Below are 18,473 nucleotides of genomic sequence, written 5' to 3' on the forward strand. Positions count from 1 at the left end.
GTCCAGTTGGGCCGCTTTCCCTCAGCGCCGGCCCAGGGTCCACAGCCGCCCGCGCAGCAGAAGGTAGACAACGAACAGAAGAACAGCACCGGAGTTCAGAAGAACCGCCGCGCTGAGACCGACCGCCTCCACCAGCCAGCCGAGCGCCGCCGTCCCGAGCGTCGCGAGCCCCCAGATCGCCGTCTGATCGACCCCGATCAGGAAGGCGCGGTCGGCGGCAGGGGCGTCGCTCAGATACTGGCCGTAGATCAGCGCCTTTCCCACGGAATTGCCGCCGAGCAGGAAGAGGATGACGAGGAAGGCCCAGAAGCTGCCGACGAGAACGGTTGCCGAGAAGAGCGCCGCGGCCAGCGCCCAGACCAGAAGCGCCCAGCGCCCCGGATGGCCAATGCGCGGCGCAAGACGCACGGCCACCCCTGACGCGAGGATGGCGCCCACCCAGCCAACCGCCCCGGTCACGCCGAAAAGGGCGGCACGGTCGGGGAAATGCTCGCGCATGATCATCGGCTGGAAAATGTAGTAGGCGGGAATGACGAAGGCGCCCAGCATCACGCTGCCCAGAAAGATGTCGAAGCTTTCGGGGAAAGCGCGGAAATGCGCGGCCACGCGCCGCGGGCTTGGCGGCTGCCACAGCGGCCGCGCCACGATTGTGGGCGCCTCGGCATGGGCACGCAGACGCAGGACGCTGAGCGCCATCAGTAGGCCGTTCACCACAAAGCCGCCAAGCGCCGACAGGACCGGCAGAAAGAGCGTGGCGAGATTGCCCGACAGTTTCGCCAGATTATGCGCGGTGGCGGCAAGCAGCGCATTTTCCGTGGCCGGGCGCGGCGTCGCCTCGGGGATGAACGTGTCGATCGCCGGATTCGAAATGGCGCTGAAGATGCCGCTGAACAGGCAGTAGGCACCGAAGGCCCAGGGACTGAAGCCGACCGCAGCCTCGGTCAGCCCGTAAAGCCCGAGCGTCAGCGCGAAAAGCCCAGTCGAGGCGCTGTAGGACAGCCGCGCGCCCAGCCGGTCGGTCATGCTGCCGCCAAGCGCCGTCAGGATCAGAAAGGGCAGAAGCTGCAGCGACTGGTAGAACCCGATCTCGGCGGCGGTCAGACGGGCATGGAAGGCCATGTACCACATCATCAGGATGGTCTGGAAACCCTCGCCCGCGTGCCAGAAGCCATAGGCCTGGAAATACCGGCTGGAAAACACACGCCCCTCCTGCCCGGCACTGCGGATCGGGCTACCCCTTCCATAGCGCACCGCTTTTGTCCATATGAAGCGCTTGAACCGGAGAATGCGATGAACGACTGGCTGGGCCGCGCGGCCCCCGACCTCGAAGCGATCGAAAGCATGGCGCGGGCGACGCTCGCCGACCTGCCGCCGGAATTCGCCGGCCCGGCGCAGGGCGTGCTGCTGCGCGTCAGCGATTTCGCCCCCGAGGACCTGCTCGAGGACATGGGGATCGAGGACCCGTTCGAACTGACCGGGCTTTACGACGGCATCCCGATGATCGAGAAATCGGTGATGGATGTCGTCGACCGCCCCGACATGATCTGGCTCTTCCGCCGCCCGATCCTCGACGAATGGGCCGAACGCGGCGACGTGACATTGGGCCAGCTCGTCGCCCATGTGACGATCCACGAGCTTGCCCATCATTTCGGCTGGTCCGACGAGGAGATCGCCGAGATCGACCGCTGGTGGGAGTGAGGCAAACCTCATGGGTCGGAGCGCCAAGATCATCGCCAGAGTAAGGGATCATTGGCAGCTCGTCGCCCTTACCTTTCTCGTCGCCGCACACTGGCACACCTCGGTTGTGCTGCCCGTCAAGATCCTCGTGGTGTTCTTCCACGAGCTTTCGCACGCGCTCGCGGCGTGGGGCACGGGCGGCAGCGTCGAGCGCATCACGCTTAGCGCCCAGCAAGGCGGCCTTACTATGAGCCGGGGCGGAAATGCCTTCCTGATCGCAACGGCGGGTTATCTCGGGTCGCTTCTGATCGGCATGGTCATTTTCCTGGCCGCCGTCCGCACGAACGCCGACCGCGTGATCATGGCAAGCCTTGGCCTGGTGCTCGCCCTGGTGACCGCAGTCTATTTCCGCGAACCTTTCCCCCTGACCTATGGCGGCCTCGGCGCGGCAACGATGCTCGCGAGCGCGATCAAGCTTGGGCATCACGCGAACGATCTGATCCTCCGGGTCATCGGACTGACCAGCCTGATCTACGTTCCCTTCGATATCTTCGACGATACGATTGCCCGCTCTGCGCAGATGTCGGACGCCCGTATCCTCGCAGAGACGTTCGGCGGCTCGACGCATCTCTGGGGTGGTCTCTGGGTAGCTGCAAGTGTCGCCGCGATCGCGCTTTGCCTGCGCTTCGGTCTCGGCGGCAGCAGCAATATCCCTGTCGGCTTTCCGTCTGCCAGCGACGCGGCCGCGCCGCGCGCGCCAAGGCGGTCAGCCCCGCCGGGCTGATGTAACCCGCAAAGGCCGCTCTTCGCGCCCGGGCGGGCGCTCATCGCTGACGCGAAGAGGCCTGGAAGGGCCGATGAGCGGCCCGGCCGCTTTCGCCCGCACGGGATCGTGATCGGCTGAGGGCCCTGCGCGGAGTATCATGGTCCCTCAACCTCAGGGGAGTTCCGCCATGAAAGACCTCACCCGCCGCCAGAGCCTCGCCCTGTCGCTCGCGGCGCCCGCGCTTGCCCTCGCGCCCAGACCCGCCGCCGCCAAGGCCCCGATCCAGGGGCCGGGGGCCGCGCTCTACCAGCGCTTCATGCTTGGCGAGATGGAAGTGACGGCGCTTCTGTCGAACAACCGCACCGTCGAGAAACCGCATGAGATCTTCGGCCTGAACGCCTCGGACGACGACTTCGCTTCCGTCTCGGCCGAGGCTTTCCTGCCCACCGACAAGGCGCAGTTCTTCTTCACGCCGACGCTCGTCAACACCGGGTCGGAACTCGTGCTCTTCGACACCAGCACCGACCCCGGCAGCATCACCGCAGCCCTCGCGGCGGCGGGTTATGCGCCCGATCAGGTCGACAAGGTCGTGCTGACCCATATGCACCCCGACCATATCGGCGGGCTGATGACCGACGGCGCGCCGACCTTTGCCAACGCGACCTATGTGACCGGCGCCGCCGAGCACAATTTCTGGTCTGCCAACCCGAGCGATCAGTTCACGGCGAATGTCGTGCCGCTGAACGACAGGATATCTTTCCTCGACGATGGCGGCACTGCCGCGCCGGGCATCGTGGCGATGGAGGCGTTCGGCCATACGCCGGGCCATATGGCCTTCGTCCTCGACAGTGGCGGCAAGGTCATGGCCATCACCGGCGATACGGCGAACCATTATGTATGGTCGCTCGCCCACCCGGACTGGGAGGTGAAGTTCGATGCCGACAAGGCCGCCGCCGCCGCGACCCGCCGCCGGGTCTTTGGCAAGATCGCCACCGACCGCATCCCCTTCATCGGCTATCACATGCCTTTCCCCTCGGTGGGCTATGTCGAGGCGCAGGGCGACGGCTTCCGCTATGTGCCCGCGAGCTACCAGCTGATGCTCTGAGGGGAAGGCTCGTCGTCGGCCTCCGGCCGCTCCTCGCGAGGAGCGGCCGGAGGCATCGACGAGCCTCCGTTTGCGCGGCGCTCGCGCCCTCAGTAGCTGATTTCGGCCAGTGTCGCCCGGTGGTCCGACGGCCAGGGATCGACGGCAAGGTCGGTGCGCAGGCCCGTCTCGCCCACGATCCAGCCACCCAGCACTTTCAGACCGTCCGCCTTCGCAAAGGCAAAGTCGATCCGGTCGTGATGATCTTCCGGGTCTTTCTCGTCACCCTGTGGTGTCCAGGTGTAGGCCGGCTTGGCCACCGGGTCAGGATTGGCCGCGCGGTAGGTATCGACGAACCCGGCCTCTGACAGGCGGTGCGTCGTCGGCCAATCCACCTTCACCGGCTGCTGGCCCGCCGCGACGGCGGCGTCCGTCCAGTCATGTTCCGACGGTTCGTTGAAATCGCCGAAGACAAGGACCGCCGCCGCGCCTTCCGCCGCCTGCATATCCGCGAACAGCAGGTCCATCGCCGGGCCGCGCGTCCGGTTCGCCCAGTCCTGCGCCTCCGCCTCGGTCTTGATGAAGGGCGCAGGCCCATATTCGATCCCCAGAAGCTGGTAGGGCTGATAGGGTTCGTCATCGAGATGGATGTTGAAGGCCCAGACCGTCTGGCCCTCGACATCGATCGGCACGCCCAGGTCGTGCGCCGAGGCGGCGCCGATCGGGTAGCGCGACAGGATCGCATTGGCCCAGAGCGCGACATTCTCCTGCGTCTGGTCGTAATAATAGTACCCCATCGCCTCGGCGATTTCCCTGGCGACCGACGGTCCGCCCGCCGGGCAGCTTTCGGCCGTGCATTCGTCGCCTTCGACCCGGGTTTCCTGCAGGCCGACGATATCCGGGTTGGCGGCCTTCAGGACCGCGACCGTCTCCTCGACGCTCTTGCCGTCGTTCGCGCCGCCGCCATAGATGTTGAAGCTCATGATCCTGAGCGTTGTCTCGGCCCCGGCTGTCGTTGCCAGAAGCCCCGCCGCCAGCGCCGCGAAAAGTTGTTTCTGCATGTGTGCCTCCCTGTTTCGGGCAGGAGTAGGCTAGCTTTGAAACAGATTCGCAGGAAGTTTATTTTGACTGACCATTCAATATAATATGGCCCGTTCACCCCCCGTCGCGCCAGCGGTTCACGATCGGATAGCGGCGGTCGAGCCAGAAGGCCTTGCGCGTCAACCGGATGCCGGGCGCGGATTGATAGCGCTTCCATTCGGCACCGTAGAGAAGCGCCTCGACCTTCTTGACCGTGGCCCGCTCGAACCCCGCCGCGACCACTTCCTCGACCGACTGGTCGCCCTCGACCAGCCTCTCAAGGATCGCATCCAGCACCGGATAGGGCGGCAGACTGTCCTCGTCCTTCTGGTCGGGCCTGAGTTCCGCCGAGGGCGCCTTCTCGATCACCCGCTCGGGGATCACCGCGCCCTTCGGTCCCTGCATCCACGCCCTGTGATGAAGGTTCCGCCAGCGGCAGGTCTCGAACACCCGTGTCTTGTAGAGGTCCTTCAAGGGGTTATAGCCGCCCGCCATGTCGCCGTAGATCGTCGCATAGCCCACGGCCATTTCCGACTTGTTGCCGGTCGTCAGCAGCATCTCGCCGAACTTGTTCGAGAGCGCCATCAGCATGAGGCCGCGCAGCCGCGACTGGATATTTTCTTCCGGGATGCCGGGCTTCGTGCCTTCGAACAGCGGCGCCAGCGCCGCACCGACCGCGCCGCGCGCCCCCTCGATGGAAATCGTATCCAACCGGCAGCCGAGCGCCCCCGCCACCGACGCGGCATCCTGCAGCGAATGGGCCGAGGTAAATTCCGACGGCAACATCACGCAGCGCACGTTCTGCGGCCCGATCGCATCGGCCGCAATCGTCGCCACCAAAGCCGAATCGATGCCGCCCGACAGGCCAAGCAGAACCTTCGAAATCCCGCTCTTGCCCAGATAATCGCGCAAGGCCTCGACCATGGCGCGGTAATCCTGCTCCCATTCGTCGGGCAAGGGCTCGATCTCCTGCCGGATCGCGCGCCAGCCCTGCGCGCCGCGCTCGAAATCCAGATGCCGGATGCATTCGTCGAAGGGTGGCATCTGCAAGGCAAGTTCCACCCCGGGGTTCAGGACGAAACTGCCGCCATCGAAGATCTGGTCATCCTGCGCGCCGACCATGTTGAGATAGATCAGCGGCAGCTTCGTCTCGATCACACGGGCAACCATCAGCGCCACGCGCCGGTCGTACTTGTTGCGGTAGTAGGGCGAGCCGTTCGGGACCAGCAGCACCTCCGCCCCGGTCTCGGCCAAAGTCTCCGTCACATCGTCATGCCAGGCATCCTCGCAGATCGGCGTGCCGATCCGGATCGGCCCGATCCGGTAGGGGCCAGAGACCTCTCCGGACGTGAAAAGTCGCGCCTCGTCGAAGACCGTGTCATTCGGCAGATGATGCTTCAGCACCCGCGCCACGACCTTGCCGCCCTCCATCACCCAATAGGCATTGTAGAGCCGCTCGCCCACCACCCAGGGCCCGCCGATGCCAAGTGCGGGGCCATCGGCGCAATCAAGCGCCAGCTGTTCCAAGGCCGCGATCGCGTCGCGGTGAAAGGCGGGCTTCAGGATAAGGTCGCGTGTCTGATAGCCGGTGATGAACATCTCGGTCAGCGCAACCATCCGGGCACCGGCGCGCCTGCCTTCCTCCCAGGCGGCACGCGCCTTGGCGGCATTGGCGGCAATGGCGCCGACCGTGGGGTTCAGCTGGGCAAGCGTCAGGCGGAAGCTCTCGGTCATCTCATCCTCGGTGATCCTCGGGGTTTCTTATGCCACTTGTCCGGCCAAGGGAAAGGCTTGCAATCGCCGACCCGGGGCCACCGGGTCGCGCGGCGCTTGTCTCGACCCCTCCCTGCCTTTAAGTTCGCTCCGGTCCCCGAGCGCGCGTGCCGGGGTTTGGGTGAGGCATATTCGATGAAAGCACTTTCCAACGGGTTGGCGGCGGCGCTGGCCGCAGGCGTCGCGCTGACGGCGCCCGGTCTCGCCACGGCGCAGGACGTGGTGACCAAGCAGTATGAGGACGGCGGCGTCTACGAAGGCACCTTCAGGGACGGCAAGCAGCACGGGCGCGGCAGCTACCGGCTGCCCAACGGCTATGTCTACGAAGGCGACTGGGTCGAGGGCGAGATCCTTGGCCAGGGCAAGGCCACCTACCCCAACGGTTCCGTCTACGAAGGCCAGTTCCGGAAGGGTCGCCCCGACGGCAAGGGCAAGATCACCTATGCCGACGGCTCGACCTACGAGGGCGATTGGGTGGCGGGCGAGATCGAGGGTGAGGGCACCGCGACCTATGCCAACGGCTCGGTCTATACCGGCCATTTCACCAAGGCTTTGCATGACGGCAAGGGCATGATGACCGGTCCCGACGGCTACCGCTATGAAGGCGACTGGGTCAAGGGCGTGAAGGAAGGCCAGGGCAAGATCACCTATCCCGACGGCGCGACCTACGAAGGCCAGATGATCGGCGGCCAGCGCGGCGGCACCGGCACGCTGAGGCTCGCAAACGGGCTGACCTATGAGGGCACCTGGGCTGATGGCCAGATGAACGGTACGGGTAAACTCGTCCAGCCGAACGGCGATATCTACGAAGGCCCGCTGAAGGCCGGAAAGCGCCATGGCAAGGGCCGCGTGACCTATGCCAACGGCGATGTCTATGACGGCGGTTTCGTCGACGACAAGCGCTCGGGCCCGGGCAGCTTCCGCGGCAAGGACGGCTATGCCTATGAAGGCGAATGGAAAGAGGGCCAGATCAGCGGCTTGGGCAAGGTCACCTACCCCGACGGATCGGTCTATGAAGGCCAGTTCCTGAACGATGCGGCCGACGGCATGGGCAAGATCACCTACAAGGACGGCTCGACCTATGAAGGCGGCTGGAAGGCGGGGGTGATCGAGGGCGAGGGCAAGGCCAGCTACGCCAACGGCCTCGTCTACGAAGGCGGTTTCCTCAAGGGCAAGAACCACGGCAAGGGCAAGATGACCTATCCCGACGGTTACACCTATGAAGGTGACTGGAAGGACGGCAACCGCGACGGTCAGGGCGTGGCCAGCTATGCCGACGGCACCACCTATACCGGCGGCTTCGTCAAGGGCCAGCGCGAGGGCCAGGGCGAGATCGTGATGACGGACGGCTTCCGCTATACCGGCGGCTGGAAGGGCGGCGAGATGGACGGCGTGGGCACCGCCACCTACCCCAACGGCGATGTCTATGAGGGCGAGTTCCGCAATGGCCGCCGGCAGGGCAAGGGCACGATGCGCTACAAGTCGGGCGAGACGGCGACCGGCACCTGGGCCGAAGGCACGCTGACCGAGGAGGCGCCCGCACCCGCCGAAGGCGAGGCCGCGCCTGCCGAAGGCAGCGGCAACTGAGGGCACCGATGGCAGACAAGCCTCGCAAGGGCGCGGCGCGCATCGCCGATGTGCCGCCCGACGTGCTCGCCGACCTCAATGCCGGTCGGATCGAGGCGGCGACCTTGTCGGAAAATCTCGCGACCGATTTCGGGCTCCTCCTGTCGCATGTCCTGCCTGAACTCGCGCCGCGCGCAAATGAGATCGACCCGAAGGCAGGCGTCACCCGGCGGATGGCCACCGTCGCCGATCTGATACTGGAAAGCGACGCCGACGACCGGATCGCCCGCCTCGCCCGCCACCCGTCCGATCTGGCGCGCGGCTGGGGCGCCTTCGCGCTCGCGGGCTTGCCGGGCCTGTCGCTCGCCGACCGGCTCCTGCGAATGCGGCCTTTCGCCGACGACCCGCATTTCGGCGTGCGCGAATGGGCCTGGCTCGCGCTTCGCCCCCATGTCGTCGAAGCGCCGGGCGAGGCGATCGACCTTCTGAAGCCCTGGGCCTCGGACCCGTCCGCCAACATCCGGCGCTTCGCCATCGAAGCCACCCGCCCGCGCGGCGTCTGGTGCGCCCATATCGCCGCGCTGAAGTCTGACCCGGAGCCCGGCCGCGCCCTTCTGAGCCAAGTCCGCGCCGACCCTGCGCGCTATGTGCAGGATTCGACCGCGAACTGGCTGAACGACGCCTGGAAAAGCCGCCCCGACTGGGTCGAGGCGCTGTGCGCTGAGTGGGCCGCCGAAAGCCCCGGACCCGCCACCGCCTACATTGTCCGCCGCGCGCTGCGGAACCGGGCCCCGGCCTGACCCGGACCATCGCGTTTGCGCAACTTGCGGATCACCACGATCTTCACCCTGAACAACCTTGCGGCCTTCACCGCATGGACACTCGCCGGCGACCGCATCGCCTCCCGTTTCCGCGACAGGCACAGCGCGCAGTGGCTGAACCTGAGCTTTGGCCTGATGCTTGCCGCTTTGGCCATCTGGATGGTGGTGCGCTGACGGCGCGTCGCATTTCTCCGCCGTCCCCCGGATTTTTCGCTTTTCCTTTCCGTCGAGGCACGTATAGTCCGGCGCCATGAAGCGAAGCTTGATCCAGATTCATGCGATTTCGGGTGCCTCCTGCGCCCTGCCGCTTCGCGGGCTCCTTCTTCTTACTGGCCTCTGAGCGTGCCATCCGGCGCGACCGCTCAGATGTGTCAGCGCCGGGATGAAGAAGCCAGAGACCCTAGACAGAGACAGACCATGACCGACAAGACCCAAAGCCGCGCCGATCAGGACCGCGTGGTGATCTTCGACACCACGCTGCGCGACGGCGAACAATCGCCCGGCGCCACCATGACCCATGACGAAAAGCTCGAGATCGCAGAGATGCTCGACGAGATGGGGGTGGATATCATCGAGGCGGGCTTCCCCATCGCTTCCGAGGGCGATTTCGCCGCCGTGTCCGAGATCGCGAAACGCGCGAAAGGCTCGACGATCTGCGGCCTCGCGCGGGCGAACTTCAAGGATATCGACCGCTGCTGGGAGGCGGTGAAACACGCCCGCTCCCCCCGCATCCACACATTCATCGGCACTTCGCCCCTCCACCGCGCCATCCCGAACCTGACCCAGGACCAGATGGCCGAGCGCATCCATGAAACCGTGACCCACGCCCGCAACCTTTGCGACAATGTGCAATGGTCGCCGATGGATGCGACACGGACGGAACATGATTACCTCTGCCGGGTCGTGGAAATCGCCATCAAGGCGGGCGCCACCACGATCAACATCCCCGATACGGTGGGCTATACCGCGCCTGCCGAAAGCGCCGATCTGATCCGCATGCTTCTGGAACGGGTGCCCGGGGCGGACAAGATCATCTTCGCCACCCACTGCCACAACGACCTCGGCATGGCGACGGCGAACGCGCTGGCGGCTGTGGTTGCCGGCGCCCGCCAGATCGAATGCACCATCAACGGCCTCGGTGAACGGGCGGGCAATACCGCGCTGGAAGAGGTGGTCATGGCGCTGAAGGTCCGCAATGACATCATGCCCTACCGGACCGGCATCGACACGACGAAGATCATGAACATCTCGCGCCGGGTCGCGACCGTCTCTGGCTTCCCGGTCCAGTTCAACAAGGCGATCGTCGGCAAGAATGCCTTCGCGCATGAAAGCGGCATCCATCAGGACGGCATGCTGAAGAACGCCGAAACCTTTGAAATCATGCGCCCGTCCGACATCGGGCTGGCCGCGTCGAGCCTGCCCTTGGGCAAGCATTCGGGGCGCCATGCGCTCCGCACCAAGATGGCCGACCTGGGCTTCGACCTCGCCGACAATCAGCTGAACGATGTTTTCGTCCGCTTCAAGGCGCTCGCCGACCGCAAGAAGGAGGTCTTTGACGACGACCTTCTGGCGCTGATGAAAGAGCATGAGGCCAATACCACCAGCGACCATCTCCAGCTGAAGCGCCTGCGCGTGGTCTGCGGCACCGACGGCCCGCAGGAAGCCGAGCTGACCCTGTCGGTCGACGGCGTGGATCATGAGATCGACGCGACCGGCGACGGGCCGGTCGATGCGGCCTTCAACGCGGTGAAGATGCTTTACCCGCACAAGGCGCGGCTGCAGCTTTACCAGGTGCATGCGGTGACCGAAGGCACGGACGCGCAGGCAACCGTCTCGGTCCGGGTCGAGGAGGATGGCCGCATCGCCACCGGCCAGTCGGCCGATACCGACACGGTCGTGGCCAGCGTGAAGGCCTATATCAACGCGCTCAACCGCCTGATCGTGCGCCGCACCAAATCGGCGCCGGGCGATGATGTGAAGACCGTCTCGATGCGCGACGCCTGATGGCAGGCGGGGCGGAAAAACGTTCCCGAACGTTTTTCCGCTGTCGGAGACGCAAAATCCTTCAGGAAGGATTTTGCCGCGCGGCGGCGGGGGGCAAAATCCTTCGCAAAGGATTTTGCCGCGTCACCCGCGCGTCAGCCTTCGGTTCGGCGCGCGGGCTTGAAGGGCTTCATCCCCGCCCGCGCCAGTTCGTCGGCGCGTTCGTTCTCGGGGTGGCCTGCATGGCCCTTGATCCATTCCCAGCGCACCTGATGGCGGGCCTGCGCCTCATCGAGCCTTTGCCACAGATCGATGTTCTTCACCGGCTTCCTGTCGGCCGTGCGCCAGCCGTTCCGCTTCCAGCCGAAGATCCATTGGGTGACGCCATTCTTCACATAGGCGCTGTCGGTCACCAAGGTGATCGCCGTCGCCCTGCCCAGTGCCTCCAAGGCCGAGATCGCGGCCAGAAGCTCCATCCGGTTGTTCGTCGTCTCCGCCTCGCCGCCGGAAAGGGTGCGTTCCTTAACCACCCTGTCGCCCGCCTTCGCCTGCAACAGCACCCCCCAGCCCCCCGGCCCCGGGTTGCCCGAACAGGCGCCATCGGTGAAGGCGAAATAGTCAGGCATGGTCCGCTTTCACCGCCCGAGGTTCCCGCAGAACCCGCGGCACCTTGAACTCGACCCGCTCCTCTGCCGTCTCGACCAGTTCGACCGTCAGGTCGAACCGGGCGCGGAACGCCTCAATCACCTCGTTGACCAGCACCTCGGGCGCGCTCGCCCCGGCCGTCACACCCACCGCCTCCGCACCTTCAAGCGCCCGCCAGTCGATGTCGGTCGCGCGCTGGACAAGCTGCGCATAGACACAGCCCGCCGCCCGGCCCACTTCCACCAGACGCCTGGAGTTCGACGAATTCGGCGCCCCGATCACCAGAAGGGCGTCGATCTTCGGCGCGATCGCCTTCACCGCCTCCTGCCGGTTGGTCGTGGCATAGCAGATATCTTCCTTGTGCGGCCCGATGATCGCCGGAAACCGCGCCTTCAGCGCCGCGACGACCGCCGCCGTATCATCGACCGACAGGGTCGTCTGGGTGATGAAGGCCAGCTTGCCCTCGTCGCGCGGCTTCACTTGCGCCACATCGGTGACGGTTTCCACGAGGATCACCTCGCCCTCGGGCAATTGCCCCATCGTGCCCAGCACCTCCGGATGCCCGGCATGGCCGATCATCACCATCTGCAATCCGTTCTGATGGTGCCGCTCGGCCTCGATATGGACCTTCGACACCAAGGGGCAGGTCGCATCGACATAGACCATCCGCCGCCGCTCGGCCTCGGCCGGAACCGCCTTCGGCACGCCATGGGCCGAAAAGATCACCGGACGGTCCACCGGGCATTCGTCCAGTTCCTCGACGAAGACCGCGCCCTTCTCCCTCAGCCCGTCCACCACAAATTTGTTATGGACGATCTCATGGCGCACATAGACCGGCGCCCCCCATTTCTCGATCGCCATCTCGACGATCTTGATCGCGCGGTCGACGCCCGCGCAGAAGCCGCGCGGCGCGGCGAGATAGAGGTGAAGCTTTGCGTTCGACATGAAAGTTCCAGCCGGGCGTTTCCACGCCCGGTTAGGCCCGCGCGCGGGACCGGTGTCAAGCGGATTGGCCGGGGCCCTTGGGCCCGGGATCAGTCTTCGACAGCGGCCACTGCGACCGATTCCCCGCGCGGTTCGCGCGGCGGACGACCGATGACATCGCGCAGCGCATCGAGCTCGATGAAGTTGTCGGCCTGGCGGCGCAGTTCGTCGGCGATCATCGGCGGCTGCGAGCGGATGGTCGAGACGACCGAAACCCGCACCCCCTGGCGCTGCAGATTCTCGACCAGCGCGCGGTAGTCGCCATCCCCGGAGAAGAGCACGACATGATCCACACGCGGCGCAAGCTGCATCGCGTCGACCGTCAGCTCGACCTCCATATTGCCCTTCACCTTCCGGCGGCCCTGGCTGTCGGTATATTCCCGCGCGGGCTTCGTCACCATGGTGAAGCCGTTGTAGTTCAGCCAGTCGACCAGAGGCCGGATCGGGGAATAGTCGTCGTTCTCCAGAAGGGCCGTGTAGTAGAACGCCCGCAACAGTTTCGACCGCCGTTCGAATTCCTGTCGCAGGAGCTTGTAGTCGATGTCGAAGCCCAACGCTTTCGCCGCCGCGTAAAGGTTGGAACCATCGATGAACAGCGCAAGCCGTTCGTCTTTGTAGAACATTAATGTCCCTTTCAAAAAACTCGGACAGAGTGGCTTCCGTAAGTGTGGTTTACAGACTAGTTACGACAAACACCAACGGGCTCTGGCGGACACGGCCAAAGCATACGCGATTAAGCGGAATTCTAGCGTAAATGGAATCTGTCCAAAAGAATAGGTGCTGCATCTTGGCACTTGGCGGCAACGAACCGTCAGGGTTCGGGCCGCCGGCGCGGACGATCACCCTTTCGCTCGCCCGTCTCGCCACCTCCCTCGGGCCGCTTCTTGCCGTCAGCCGGTTCTATCTGACACCGGCCTTTCCGGCGGGCTCGGGTCCGGAATATGTGAACGCAGTCGCGGCCTTAGCAACCGACAAGGCACCGGAAGCGATCCTTCCCTGCCTTCATCAGATCGAGGCCGAGGCCGGACGGACGAGGGAACGTCGCTGGGGCGCGCGGACGCTGGACCTCGACCTCCTGCTTGTCGGCGATCTGATCCTGCCGGACCAGAAAACTGTTGCAGAATGGATATGCCTCGATGCCGAAATGCAACAATCCGCGACACCGGACCGGCTGATTCTCCCCCATCCCCGCCTGCAGGACCGCGCCTTCGTCCTCGTGCCCCTGGCCGAGGTCGCGCCGGGCCACCGCCACCCCTTGACAGGTCGGACGGTGACCGAAATGCTCGCCGCACTCCCGACGGAGGATCGCCGCGCGGTGCGCCCGTTCTGAGCGGTCCTGCGCGCGGCGCGGTTTTTCTGCGCGGCGGCGATAGGTGCTTGTCTTTCCCGGGTCTTGGTCCTAAATAGCGGTTTCCAGCTTTTCCGAAGGAATTGGAGTCTGCTCATGGCCCGCGTTACGGTCGAAGATTGCGTTGACAAGGTCCCGAACCGGTTCGAGCTCGTGATGCTCGCCGCGCACCGGGCGCGCGAGATCGCTGCGGGCTCCGGCCTGACCATCGACCGCGACAACGACAAGAACCCGGTCGTGGCGCTGCGCGAGATCGCTGACGAAACCCAGACCGCCGACGACCTGCGCGAACGGATGATCGAAAGCCACCAGACCCAGATCGAGGTCGACGAGGCAGAGGATGACGACATGGCGCTGCTGATGAGCGCCGAGATGGATCGCCCGGCGCATGACGACATGTCGGAAGAAAAACTCCTCCGCGCCCTGATGGAAGCACAGGGCGAGGCCTGATCGGCCTGAAGGCGGACCCGCGATGATCGACGTCGAAGACCTGATCGCGCTGGTCCGCAACTACAACCCCAAGACCAACGCCGACCTGATCCGCCGTGCCTATGAGTACGGCCGCAAGATGCACGAGGGGCAGAAGCGCCATTCGGGCGAGGACTATTTCACCCATCCCGTCGCCGTCGCCGCGATCCTGACCGAACAGCGGCTCGACGATGCGACGATCGTCACAGCCCTTCTGCACGACACGATCGAGGATACGAAATCCACCTGGGGCGAGATCGCCGGGATGTTCGGCGAGGAGGTCGCCGAACTGGTGGACGGCGTCACCAAGCTCACGAACCTGCAGCTCTCCTCGACCGAATCGAAGCAGTCGGAAAATTTCCGCAAGCTCTTCATGGCCATGTCGAAGGATCTGCGCGTGATCCTCGTCAAGCTGGCCGACCGTCTGCACAACATGCGCACGATCAAGTCCCTGAAGGCGGAAAAACAGGCCCGCAAGGCGCGCGAGACGATGGATGTCTTCGCGCCGCTCGCCGGTCGCATGGGCATGCAGTACATGCGCGAGGAACTGGAGGATCTGTCCTTCAAGGTCCTCAACCCCGAGGCGCGCTCCTCGATCATCCGCCGCTTCATCACGCTCCAGCGCGAAACCGGCGACGTGATCCACAAGATCACCGCCGACATACGGCTGGAGCTGGAAAAGGAAAAGATCGAGGCCGACGTCTATGGCCGCGCCAAGAAGCCCTATTCGATCTGGCGCAAGATGCAGGAAAAGCAGCTCGCCTTCTCGCGCCTCTCAGACATCTACGGCTTCCGCGTCATCTGCCGGAGCGAGGGCGACTGCTACCGCATCCTCGGCGCCATCCACCGCCGCTGGCGCGCGGTGCCGGGCCGTTTCAAGGACTATATCAGCCAGCCCAAGTCGAACGGCTACCGCTCGATCCATACCACCGTCTCGGGCCGCGACGGCAAGCAGGTCGAGGTGCAGATCCGCACCCGCCAGATGCACGAAGTGGCCGAGGCCGGGGTCGCCGCCCACTGGTCCTACCGCGACGGCGAGCGCGCCCAGAACCCGTTCGCCGTCGATCCCGCCCGCTGGATCGCCACGCTGACCGAACGGTTCGACAATGGCGACGACCATGACGAGTTCCTCGAGAACGTGAAGCTCGAGATGTATTCCGACCAGGTCTTCTGCTTCACGCCCAAGGGCGACGTGGTGCAGCTGCCGAAGGGCGCCACCCCCATCGATTTCGCCTATGCGATCCATACCCGCATCGGCAATGCCTGCGTCGGCGCCAAGGTCGACGGCATCCGCGTGCCCTTGTGGACGCGGCTGAAGAACGGCCAGTCGGTCGAGGTCATCACCGCGGCGGGCCAGCGCCCGCAGGCCACCTGGATCGACATCGTCGCCACCGGCCGCGCCAAATCCGCGATCCGCCGGTCCCTGCGCGAGGAAAACCGCGAGAGGTTCGTCAAGCTCGGCCACGAACTGGCCCGCGTCGCCTTCGAACATGTGGGCAAGAAGGCCACCGACAAGGCCCTGCGCACCGCGGCCAAGACCCTCGGCCTGCCTGATGAGACCGAAGTGCTCGCCCGCCTCGGCAGCGCCGAACTGACCGCGCGCGAGGTGATCGAAGCGATCTATCCCGAACTGGCCGCCCAGACCGCAGACGAGGTCGACAGCCGCCGCCCGGTCGTGGGCCTTGCCGCCGACCAGTCCTTCCGCCGGGCAAACTGCTGCCAGCCGGTGCCGGGCGAACGGATCGTCGGCATCACCTATCGCGGCCAGGGCGTCGTGGTGCATGCGATCGACTGCCCCGCACTCGCCGAATTCGAGGAACAGCCCGAACGCTGGGTCGATCTTCACTGGCATGCGGGGCGCCACGCCGCTGCCTTCCCTGTCAGCCTCAACCTGACAATCGCCAATGGCGCGGGCGTCCTTGGCCGCATCTGCACGCTGATCGGCGAACAGATGGCCAATATTTCCGACCTGACTTTCGTCGATCGCAAACCGGATTTTTACCGTCTCATTCTTGAAGTTGACCTGCGTGATGCCGAACATCTGCATATGGTGCTGAAAGCGCTTGAAGCGGAAAGCGACGTGGCGCAGGTGGAACGTATCAGGGACCTGTCGCGCAAGCCCTGAGTGATTCAAGCCCTGAGTGATTGCGGCCCCGAGGGGAAGACTATGGTATTCAGACGGCGCGACCGGCGCCCGTTCACGACGATACTGACCGAGCTCGTTTATCCGCGCGGCGGCTGGTGGCGCGCCCTCCAGTATGTCGTCCACCGCCTGCGCCGCCTGCCCGACCCGCCCCACCGCATCGCGCGCGGGGTCTTCGCCGGGGTCTTCATTTCCTGCACACCGCTTTTCGGGCTGCATTTCATCGGCGCAGGCGTGATCGCCTGGGCGATCCGCGGCAATATCCTCGCCGCCCTCATCGCCACCTTCTTCGGCAATCCCGTCACGCTGCCCTTCATCGCCTATGGCTCGGTCGAACTGGGCCACTGGATGCTGGGCGATCCCTCCGCCTTCGGCTTCGAGGAGATCCTGCAAAGCTTCTCGGGCGTCTGGACAAGCCTCTATCACAATGTCCGCGCGCTCTTCACCCCTGCGGTCGCCGACTGGGCCGGGCTGAGGCATTTCTTCGACGAGATATTCCTGCCCTATCTGATCGGCGGGCTGATCCCCGGCATCGTGCTTGGAATGATCTGCTATTACGCCACGCTCCCCGGCGTCGCCGCCTATCAGAAGCTCCGCGACCGCCAGCGGCGCGAACGGATCGAACGCGCCATTGAAAAGCGCCAGAAAGCGGCCGACAAGGAACGGCGGCGGGCCGAGAAGGCTGCGGCGAAGGCGGGCAAGGCCGAAGCGGAGGACGAGACATGACCGGCAACAGATTGCGCCTGGGCGTCAACATCGACCATGTGGCAACGGTCCGCAACGCCCGCGGCTCGGCCTACCCCGATCCGGTGCGCGCCGCCCTGATGGCCGAGGCGGCGGGCGCCGACGGCATCACCGCGCATCTGCGCGAAGACCGCCGCCATATCCTCGACGCCGATATCGAGGCGCTGATGGCCGCCCTCTCGCGCCCCCTGAACTTCGAATGCGCCGCCACGGCCGAGATGCAGGCCATCGCGCTCCGCCACCGCCCGCACGCCGTCTGCCTCGTCCCCGAAAAGCGCGAGGAGCGCACGACCGAGGGCGGTCTCGACGTCGCCTCCGACCAGAACCGCCTGACCGACTTCATCGCGCCCTTGCGCGAGGCGGGTTGCCGCGTTTCCATGTTCATCGGCCACGATCCCCGCCAGATCGAGGCCTCCGCCCGCATCGGCGCGGCGGTGGTGGAGCTTCACACCGGCCATTACTGCGACCTTCACGCCGAGGGGCGCTTTGACGAACGCGACGCCGAACTGGCCGCGCTGATCGAAGGCGCGCGCCTCGCCCATTCGCTCGGGCTCGAAGTGCACGCAGGCCATGGCCTGACCTTCGACACGGTCGCCCCCATCGCCGCCATCCCCGAGGTCCGCGAACTCAACATCGGCCATTTCCTGATCGCCGAAGCGATCTTTACCGGCCTCGGCCCGGCGATCGCCGAGATGCGCCGCCTGATGGACGCGGCCCGCGGCTGACGCCGAAAAATCTTCGCGAAGATTTTTCGGCCCCCAAATGCCTTCGCGAAGGCATTTGCGCCGCGCGCGTGAGCCTGCATCATTATCGTTGCCAAAGCCTGTCCAGATGTCGGGACGGATGCCATACGCTTGCGGGACGGCTGCGGGACGGATACCAGACGGCAGATTTCGGGCGAGAACCATGATCCTTGGCATCGGCACTGACCTTGCGAACATCGAACGGATCGAGGCGGTGCTCGCGCGCTTTGGTAAACGCTTCCTTGACCGCGTGTTCACGGAACGCGAACAATCCAAGGCCCAAAGCCGCCCCCGCGCCGTGGCCGCGACCTATGCCAAACGCTGGGCCGCGAAAGAGGCCTGCTCGAAGGCGCTCGGCACCGGCTTGCGCATGGGGATCAGCTGGAAGGACATGGCCGTCTCCAACCTCCGCTCCGGCCAGCCGGTGATGCATCTGACCGGCTGGGCCGCGGAACGGCTGGCCGCCATGACCCCGCCGGGGCACGAGGCCATCGTCCATGTCACGCTGACCGACGACCACCCCTGGGCCCAGGCCTTCGTGGTGATCGAGGCGCGGCCGCTTTCGGCCGCCCCCGCGCCAAAGGGCAGGGGAATCGCATTTGAGAAATATCTCTGGCGGTGAGGGGTGATATGGATTCTTTGGAGGGC

General features: G+C 65.4%; 19 protein-coding genes. 13 read left to right on the plus strand and 6 right to left on the minus strand.

The features are described 5' to 3' along the window. Window positions 1–21: 21 nt before the first annotated feature. Window positions 22–1,200, minus strand: coding sequence for an MFS transporter (locus tag P0645_RS13370; protein ID WP_284165084.1), 1,179 nt, complete (start codon window positions 1,198–1,200; stop codon window positions 22–24). Between the two features lie 90 nt (window positions 1,201–1,290). On the opposite strand from P0645_RS13370, the gene P0645_RS13375 reads away from it, so the two are divergent. The 3 genes from P0645_RS13375 (at window position 1,291) to P0645_RS13385 (ending at window position 3,548) form a co-directional block, all read left to right on the plus strand. After that, window positions 1,291–1,698: a metallopeptidase family protein gene (locus tag P0645_RS13375; protein ID WP_284165085.1), complete on the plus strand. Its 408-nt coding sequence runs from the start codon at window positions 1,291–1,293 to the stop codon at window positions 1,696–1,698. 10 nt (window positions 1,699–1,708) lie between these two features. Further along, entirely contained in the window at window positions 1,709–2,461 is a 753-nt protein-coding gene (locus P0645_RS13380) for a M50 family metallopeptidase (protein ID WP_284165086.1), read from the plus strand. A 169-nt stretch (window positions 2,462–2,630) separates the two neighbouring features. Further along, on the plus strand, window positions 2,631–3,548 hold the full coding sequence (locus P0645_RS13385) for an MBL fold metallo-hydrolase (protein WP_284165087.1): 918 nt from the start codon (window positions 2,631–2,633) through the stop codon (window positions 3,546–3,548). Between the two features lie 89 nt (window positions 3,549–3,637). On the opposite strand, the gene P0645_RS13390 is transcribed toward P0645_RS13385, so the two are convergent. Further along, entirely contained in the window at window positions 3,638–4,588 is a 951-nt protein-coding gene (locus P0645_RS13390; protein WP_284165088.1) for an endonuclease/exonuclease/phosphatase family protein, read from the minus strand. Window positions 4,589–4,682: 94 nt separating this feature from the next. After that, window positions 4,683–6,341 (minus strand): NAD+ synthase, encoded by a 1,659-nt coding sequence (locus P0645_RS13395; RefSeq protein ID WP_284165089.1) that lies wholly within the window; start codon window positions 6,339–6,341, stop codon window positions 4,683–4,685. 174 nt (window positions 6,342–6,515) lie between these two features. On the opposite strand from P0645_RS13395, the gene P0645_RS13400 reads away from it, so the two are divergent. From P0645_RS13400 to P0645_RS13415, 4 genes are all read left to right on the plus strand, one after another. Then, window positions 6,516–7,967 carry an MORN repeat-containing protein gene (locus P0645_RS13400; protein WP_284165090.1) on the plus strand — a complete coding sequence of 484 codons (1,452 nt, stop codon included), beginning with the start codon at window positions 6,516–6,518 and terminating at the stop codon, window positions 7,965–7,967. A gap of 8 nt (window positions 7,968–7,975) precedes the next feature. Beyond that, entirely contained in the window at window positions 7,976–8,746 is a 771-nt protein-coding gene (locus P0645_RS13405; RefSeq protein WP_284165091.1) for a DNA alkylation repair protein, read from the plus strand. Window positions 8,747–8,761: 15 nt separating this feature from the next. Beyond that, window positions 8,762–8,941 carry a hypothetical protein gene (locus tag P0645_RS13410; RefSeq protein ID WP_284165092.1) on the plus strand — a complete coding sequence of 60 codons (180 nt, stop codon included), beginning with the start codon at window positions 8,762–8,764 and terminating at the stop codon, window positions 8,939–8,941. Window positions 8,942–9,184: 243 nt separating this feature from the next. Next, window positions 9,185–10,771 carry a 2-isopropylmalate synthase gene (locus P0645_RS13415; RefSeq protein ID WP_284165093.1) on the plus strand — a complete coding sequence of 529 codons (1,587 nt, stop codon included), beginning with the start codon at window positions 9,185–9,187 and terminating at the stop codon, window positions 10,769–10,771. A 134-nt stretch (window positions 10,772–10,905) separates the two neighbouring features. Here P0645_RS13415 and rnhA read toward each other — a convergent pair whose 3' ends face one another. The 3 genes from rnhA to P0645_RS13430 all read right to left on the minus strand — a co-directional run bounded on the left by rnhA (window position 10,906) and on the right by P0645_RS13430 (window position 13,002). Then, window positions 10,906–11,376 (minus strand): ribonuclease HI, encoded by a 471-nt coding sequence (gene rnhA, locus P0645_RS13420; RefSeq protein WP_284165094.1) that lies wholly within the window; start codon window positions 11,374–11,376, stop codon window positions 10,906–10,908. Continuing rightward, complete coding sequence (gene ispH, locus P0645_RS13425) at window positions 11,369–12,340, minus strand: 4-hydroxy-3-methylbut-2-enyl diphosphate reductase (RefSeq protein WP_284165095.1); 972 nt, start codon at window positions 12,338–12,340, stop codon at window positions 11,369–11,371. The genes rnhA and ispH overlap by 8 nt, the downstream gene beginning before the upstream one ends. An 89-nt stretch (window positions 12,341–12,429) precedes the next feature. Continuing rightward, a complete protein-coding gene (locus tag P0645_RS13430; protein WP_284165096.1) occupies window positions 12,430–13,002 on the minus strand; it encodes a LabA-like NYN domain-containing protein in 573 nt (190 codons plus the stop codon). 164 nt (window positions 13,003–13,166) lie between these two features. Between P0645_RS13430 and folK the strand changes: the two genes are divergently transcribed. From folK to acpS, 6 genes are all read left to right on the plus strand, one after another. Beyond that, a complete protein-coding gene (gene folK, locus P0645_RS13435) occupies window positions 13,167–13,709 on the plus strand; it encodes a 2-amino-4-hydroxy-6-hydroxymethyldihydropteridine diphosphokinase (protein ID WP_284165097.1) in 543 nt (180 codons plus the stop codon). Window positions 13,710–13,823: 114 nt separating this feature from the next. Beyond that, complete coding sequence (gene rpoZ / locus P0645_RS13440) at window positions 13,824–14,177, plus strand: DNA-directed RNA polymerase subunit omega (RefSeq protein WP_284165098.1); 354 nt, start codon at window positions 13,824–13,826, stop codon at window positions 14,175–14,177. A gap of 22 nt (window positions 14,178–14,199) precedes the next feature. After that, window positions 14,200–16,320 carry a RelA/SpoT family protein gene (locus tag P0645_RS13445; RefSeq protein ID WP_284165099.1) on the plus strand — a complete coding sequence of 707 codons (2,121 nt, stop codon included), beginning with the start codon at window positions 14,200–14,202 and terminating at the stop codon, window positions 16,318–16,320. Window positions 16,321–16,362: 42 nt separating this feature from the next. Continuing rightward, window positions 16,363–17,064, plus strand: coding sequence for a DUF2062 domain-containing protein (locus P0645_RS13450; RefSeq protein WP_284165100.1), 702 nt, complete (start codon window positions 16,363–16,365; stop codon window positions 17,062–17,064). Continuing rightward, complete coding sequence (locus P0645_RS13455) at window positions 17,061–17,807, plus strand: pyridoxine 5'-phosphate synthase (RefSeq protein ID WP_284165101.1); 747 nt, start codon at window positions 17,061–17,063, stop codon at window positions 17,805–17,807. The genes P0645_RS13450 and P0645_RS13455 overlap by 4 nt, the downstream gene beginning before the upstream one ends. 181 nt (window positions 17,808–17,988) lie before the next feature. After that, on the plus strand, window positions 17,989–18,447 hold the full coding sequence (acpS, locus tag P0645_RS13460) for a holo-ACP synthase (RefSeq protein ID WP_284165102.1): 459 nt from the start codon (window positions 17,989–17,991) through the stop codon (window positions 18,445–18,447). The last annotated feature ends 26 nt before the right edge of the window (window positions 18,448–18,473 follow it).

This window comes from Frigidibacter sp. SD6-1 (genome assembly GCF_030143255.1).
Classification (GTDB): domain Bacteria; phylum Pseudomonadota; class Alphaproteobacteria; order Rhodobacterales; family Rhodobacteraceae; genus TMP-24.

What these genes read in the sequence shown, in the direction of transcription:
- P0645_RS13395 (WP_284165089.1), bottom strand. Translation starts at nt 6,341, where the DNA reads ATGACCGAGAGCTTCCGCCTGACGCTTGCCCAGCTGAACCCCACGGTC.
- P0645_RS13390 (WP_284165088.1), bottom strand. Translation starts at nt 4,588, where the DNA reads ATGCAGAAACAACTTTTCGCGGCGCTGGCGGCGGGGCTTCTGGCAACG.
- P0645_RS13445 (WP_284165099.1), top strand. Translation starts at nt 14,200, where the DNA reads ATGATCGACGTCGAAGACCTGATCGCGCTGGTCCGCAACTACAACCCC.
- P0645_RS13415 (WP_284165093.1), top strand. Translation starts at nt 9,185, where the DNA reads ATGACCGACAAGACCCAAAGCCGCGCCGATCAGGACCGCGTGGTGATC.
- acpS (WP_284165102.1), top strand. Translation starts at nt 17,989, where the DNA reads ATGATCCTTGGCATCGGCACTGACCTTGCGAACATCGAACGGATCGAG.
- P0645_RS13385 (WP_284165087.1), top strand. Translation starts at nt 2,631, where the DNA reads ATGAAAGACCTCACCCGCCGCCAGAGCCTCGCCCTGTCGCTCGCGGCG.
- ispH (WP_284165095.1), bottom strand. Translation starts at nt 12,340, where the DNA reads ATGTCGAACGCAAAGCTTCACCTCTATCTCGCCGCGCCGCGCGGCTTC.
- rpoZ (WP_284165098.1), top strand. Translation starts at nt 13,824, where the DNA reads ATGGCCCGCGTTACGGTCGAAGATTGCGTTGACAAGGTCCCGAACCGG.
- P0645_RS13400 (WP_284165090.1), top strand. Translation starts at nt 6,516, where the DNA reads ATGAAAGCACTTTCCAACGGGTTGGCGGCGGCGCTGGCCGCAGGCGTC.
- rnhA (WP_284165094.1), bottom strand. Translation starts at nt 11,376, where the DNA reads ATGCCTGACTATTTCGCCTTCACCGATGGCGCCTGTTCGGGCAACCCG.
- P0645_RS13450 (WP_284165100.1), top strand. Translation starts at nt 16,363, where the DNA reads ATGGTATTCAGACGGCGCGACCGGCGCCCGTTCACGACGATACTGACC.
- P0645_RS13375 (WP_284165085.1), top strand. Translation starts at nt 1,291, where the DNA reads ATGAACGACTGGCTGGGCCGCGCGGCCCCCGACCTCGAAGCGATCGAA.
- P0645_RS13455 (WP_284165101.1), top strand. Translation starts at nt 17,061, where the DNA reads ATGACCGGCAACAGATTGCGCCTGGGCGTCAACATCGACCATGTGGCA.
- P0645_RS13430 (WP_284165096.1), bottom strand. Translation starts at nt 13,002, where the DNA reads ATGTTCTACAAAGACGAACGGCTTGCGCTGTTCATCGATGGTTCCAAC.
- P0645_RS13405 (WP_284165091.1), top strand. Translation starts at nt 7,976, where the DNA reads ATGGCAGACAAGCCTCGCAAGGGCGCGGCGCGCATCGCCGATGTGCCG.
- P0645_RS13380 (WP_284165086.1), top strand. Translation starts at nt 1,709, where the DNA reads ATGGGTCGGAGCGCCAAGATCATCGCCAGAGTAAGGGATCATTGGCAG.